Genomic DNA, 3,821 nt, shown 5'->3' with positions numbered 1-3,821 from the left:
CGGCGACCGCGTTCGCGCCGTCCTGGTTCAGGTCGGCGATCGCGACGGCCGCGCCCGCTTTCGCGAGCTCGAGTGCGATTTCCTTGCCGATGCCGCTCGCGGCGCCCGTGACGACTGCGGTCTTGCCGCTCAGATCTGCTGCCATGTCCGTCTCCTCCCGTTGTCGGATCGATAAAAACAAGCGCCCACCGCATCCGCTACCGTCGCGCGATCGTGCTGGCGGGCCAGCCGTCATTGTGCACGATCGGCCCCGCCGTCCGCGCGCAAAACGTCTAAGCTTAAGGTCGGTTCCATCACGCAGGAGATTCGCATGCACTATCGACGGCTAGGCCGCTCCGGCCTGCAGATCAGCGCACTTTCGCTCGGTTCGTGGGTGACGTACGGCAACCAGGTCGACCAGCGGGTCGCGCGCGAATGCCTGGCTGCGGCGCGCGACGCTGGCGTCAATTTCTTCGACAATGCCGAGGTCTACGCCGGCGGCAAATCCGAGGAAATCATGGGCCACGCGCTCAAGGCGCTCGACTGGCCGCGCATCAGCTACATCGTGTCCACGAAGTTCTTCTGGGGGCTCGCCGAAGCGCCGAACCAGTATCACACGCTGAACCGGAAATACCTGCTGAACGCCATCGACGGCTCGCTGCGCCGGCTGCAACTCGACTATGTCGACCTCGTCTATTGCCATCGTCCCGACCCGAACACGCCGATCGAGGAAACCGTCTGGGCGATGAGCGACATGATCGTGCGCGGCAAGGCGCTGTACTGGGGCACGTCGGAATGGAGTGCCGACGAGATCCGTGCTGCGTGCGAGATCGCCGAGCGGCATCACCTGCACAAGCCGGTCGTCGAGCAGCCGCAGTACAACCTGTTCCACCGCACGCGGGTCGAACAGGAATATGCGCGGCTCTACGAAGACTACGGTCTCGGCCTCACGACCTGGAGTCCGCTGGCATCGGGCCTGCTCACCGGCAAGTATCGTAACGGCGTGCCGCCCGGCAGCCGCGCCCAGTTACAGGGTTACGACTGGATGCGCGACCGCCTGACCAATCCGGCCGCCAACGACATCGTCGAACGGCTCGGCACAATTGCAGCCGAGCTCGGCTGCAGCACGGCCCAACTCGCGATCGCGTGGGTACTCGCAAATCCGCGTGTAAGTTCAGTCATCACCGGCGCGTCGCGGATCGAGCAGATCAGTGACAACATGCGCGCGCTCGACGTTGCCGCGAAGCTGACGCCGGATGTGAAGCAACGCATCGAGGAGGTGGTCGGCGATGCGTACGAGTAAGGCGATGCGCGGTCACTCGCGTACAATACGCGGCCCGCATCGGCGCCCGGCCTGACGGCCGCGCACGATCGACCGCTTTCATCGATTCACCTTTCGTTTCAGGCAGCCCGCCATGCTCAGTTATCGTCACGGTTTTCACGCAGGCAACCACGCGGACGTGCTCAAGCACGCCGTCGTCGTCCAGCTGCTGCGCTACCTGAACAAGAAGGACAAGTCTTACTGGTACATCGACACGCATGCAGGTGCCGGCGTATATTCGCTGCGCGACGGCTATGCGGCGAAGACGTCGGAATTCGACACCGGCATCGGCCGACTGTGGAACGAGAAGAACCTGCCGGAGGCGCTGGGCGACTATGTGGATGAAGTACGCGCGCTGAACGACGACGGTGAACTGCGCTTCTACCCGGGCTCCCCGTACATCGCATGGCGATCGATGCGCGAGCAGGACCGCATGCGCCTGTTCGAAATGCACACGACGGAAATCGACGTGCTGCGGCACAATTTCCGCGATGCAGGCCGACGCGCGATGATCTTCGCCGGCGACGGCTTCGAAGGCATCAAGGCGCTGCTGCCGCCGCCGCCGCGACGCGCACTCGTGCTGATCGACCCGTCCTACGAGGACAAGAAGGATTACGCGCGCACGGTGGCTTGTGTGACGGAGTGTCTGAAGCGTTTCGCGACGGGCTGCTATGCAGTCTGGTACCCGCAGGTGACCCGGACGGAATCGCAGCGTTTTCCCGAGCAGTTGAAGCGTCTGCAACCGAACAACTGGCTGCACCTGACACTGACGGTGTCGAATCCGCCGACTGACGGGCTGGGTCTCTACGGCAGCGGGATGTTCATTCTGAATCCGCCGTATACGCTCGCCCAGAGCATGAACGAGGCACTGCCCTACCTGGTCGAGATGCTCGGACAGGATAGCGGCGCCCGCTGCCAGATCGAGCACCGCGGAAACTGATCGGGCGACTGGCCGTTACGGCTGAGGTCTCGGCGCGAGCCTCGGCTGGTTGACCGGCTGCCCACCCCATGCGGGGACATTGATATACGGCGCGACGAACAGCGGAACCGACGTGTTCGGCGCCTGCCCGGCCGGAGCCCGCATCCCTGCCGGCTCGACGATCGGCTCGGAAGACAACGGGGCCGTCTGCAGCACCAACCCGCCCTTGCCGTCCTGGATACCGCGTTGCGTATCGAGAATCAGCGGCTTGGACGACGTCGCAGCAACAGCCGCGAGTCCGTGGACCAGCACCGCCGCGCCCAGAACGAGACGCGCGCGGGCACTTCGACGCACATCGAGACGCAAACGCATGATCGTGTCCTTCAGGATGAAAAGCAGGTGCATACCATAGCGCTGCACTGACGATTGCGCCAGATCCGACGCACAAAAAACAAAGCCCCGTCAAATACGGGGCTTGCTTATCGTTCGGTGCCACGTGGCACCTGACGGTGACTCCAATTACAGCGAGTAGCCGTTGGTTTCGAGCGAGCGGATGCGGCTCTCGAGCTGGACGATGTCCGACGACGTGGCAAGGTAGGCCTCACGGCGTTCACGTTCTGCGGATTCGAACCAGTTGCTCAGCTTTTCGACGATGTAGGCGATCATGACATTCTCCAAGGAAGGGGGACCCCTGGTGAATCGGTGTTCAGGGATTTCCCGTATAGGGTTATCCCGAATTATAGCGATGCCGCACCAAGATGCTAGTGAAATACTTGCATGGAAACCATTCCAAATCGGAATGGCCGGCCGACGCCCCGTCATAACCCATTGATTTTTATGAAAATCAAGTCAATGCCTGATTGGGGCGTCGAGCGAACGCACTAATTTGGTTCACCGACAGGGTCGGACAGACGCGCCAAAATCGGGCATTCGGGCCGCCCGTCACCATGACAGTGCGCAGCAAGATCGGCCAGTGTGTCGCGCATGTCGCTCAGCTCGGCGATGCGCTTGTCGAGTTCGGCCACGTGCTCGAGGGCGATCGACTTCACTTCGGCGCTCGCGCGGGACCGGTCTTGCCAGAGCATCAGCAGCTTGCGGATGTCCTCGACGAGAAAGCCAAGGCGGCGCGCCTGACGGATGAAGCGCAGGATATGGATCTCGTCTGCGCCGTAGATCCGGTAGCCGGCGTCGGTACGCTTGCTTGGCGCAAGCAGGCCCACCTGTTCGTAGTACCGGATCATCTTTGCGCTGACTCCGGATTCGCGCGACGCGTCGCCGATATTCATTCCCGCCCTCTCCATCAAGCTCTGGTTTCGAACATGAACGTCGACGTGTGCAATCGCCGACGACACGTCGATCGTATCAAATCGCGTGGTTTCGTTCCGCGGTAAGGATCGACTGCAGGATGGCGGCTGATTGATCCGCGTGCGTGCCGTTGGGATGTGATGAATGAAGCGCTCTTCTCGCACCACACCTGCATTTCCGCCGCTGAAATGCAAAAACCCCCGCCTTTCGGGCGGGGGTTTTCGGCTTAGGGAGCCTGACGATTACCTACTTTCACACGGGAATCCGCACTATCATCGGCGTAGAGTCGTTTCACGG

General features: G+C 62.1%; 6 protein-coding genes. 2 read left to right on the top strand and 4 right to left on the bottom strand.

Annotation, left to right across the window (positions count from 1 at the left end):
• Window positions 1-145 (bottom strand): SDR family NAD(P)-dependent oxidoreductase (locus G3N98_RS38650; RefSeq protein ID WP_131932302.1); only part of this gene is annotated, 145 nt, incomplete at its 3' end.
• Window positions 146-310: 165 nt separating this feature from the next.
• Here G3N98_RS38650 and G3N98_RS38645 point away from each other — a divergent pair.
• Window positions 311-1,282, top strand: coding sequence for an aldo/keto reductase (locus tag G3N98_RS38645; RefSeq protein WP_206151062.1), 972 nt, complete (start codon window positions 311-313; stop codon window positions 1,280-1,282).
• 112 nt (window positions 1,283-1,394) lie between these two features.
• The gene (gene rlmJ / locus G3N98_RS38640; RefSeq protein WP_069248449.1) at window positions 1,395-2,240 is read left to right on the top strand and encodes a 23S rRNA (adenine(2030)-N(6))-methyltransferase RlmJ; all 846 of its coding nucleotides are present in this window, start codon (window positions 1,395-1,397) and stop codon (window positions 2,238-2,240) included.
• A 15-nt stretch (window positions 2,241-2,255) separates the two neighbouring features.
• Here rlmJ and G3N98_RS38635 read toward each other — a convergent pair whose 3' ends face one another.
• From G3N98_RS38635 to cueR, 3 genes are all read right to left on the bottom strand, one after another.
• Complete coding sequence (locus tag G3N98_RS38635; RefSeq protein WP_241026285.1) at window positions 2,256-2,591, bottom strand: hypothetical protein; 336 nt, start codon at window positions 2,589-2,591, stop codon at window positions 2,256-2,258.
• Between the two features lie 147 nt (window positions 2,592-2,738).
• Window positions 2,739-2,885 (bottom strand): DUF3563 family protein, encoded by a 147-nt coding sequence (locus G3N98_RS38630; protein ID WP_006478295.1) that lies wholly within the window; start codon window positions 2,883-2,885, stop codon window positions 2,739-2,741.
• A gap of 215 nt (window positions 2,886-3,100) precedes the next feature.
• On the bottom strand, window positions 3,101-3,505 hold the full coding sequence (gene cueR / locus G3N98_RS38625; protein ID WP_041493104.1) for a Cu(I)-responsive transcriptional regulator: 405 nt from the start codon (window positions 3,503-3,505) through the stop codon (window positions 3,101-3,103).
• Window positions 3,506-3,821 lie beyond the last annotated feature (316 nt).

The sequence above is a fragment of the Burkholderia sp. Tr-20390 genome, assembly GCF_017104595.1.
Taxonomy (GTDB): domain Bacteria; phylum Pseudomonadota; class Gammaproteobacteria; order Burkholderiales; family Burkholderiaceae; genus Burkholderia.
Note: the sequence above shows the minus strand (reverse complement) of the source record. Positions and strands in the feature narration are given on the sequence as shown.

Coding starts and splice junctions, on each gene's coding strand:
- G3N98_RS38645 (WP_206151062.1), top strand. CDS start 311: ATGCACTATCGACGGCTAGGCCGCTCCGGCCTGCAGATCAGCGCACTT.
- rlmJ (WP_069248449.1), top strand. CDS start 1,395: ATGCTCAGTTATCGTCACGGTTTTCACGCAGGCAACCACGCGGACGTG.
- G3N98_RS38635 (WP_241026285.1), bottom strand. CDS start 2,591: ATGCGTTTGCGTCTCGATGTGCGTCGAAGTGCCCGCGCGCGTCTCGTT.
- G3N98_RS38630 (WP_006478295.1), bottom strand. CDS start 2,885: ATGATCGCCTACATCGTCGAAAAGCTGAGCAACTGGTTCGAATCCGCA.
- cueR (WP_041493104.1), bottom strand. CDS start 3,505: ATGAATATCGGCGACGCGTCGCGCGAATCCGGAGTCAGCGCAAAGATG.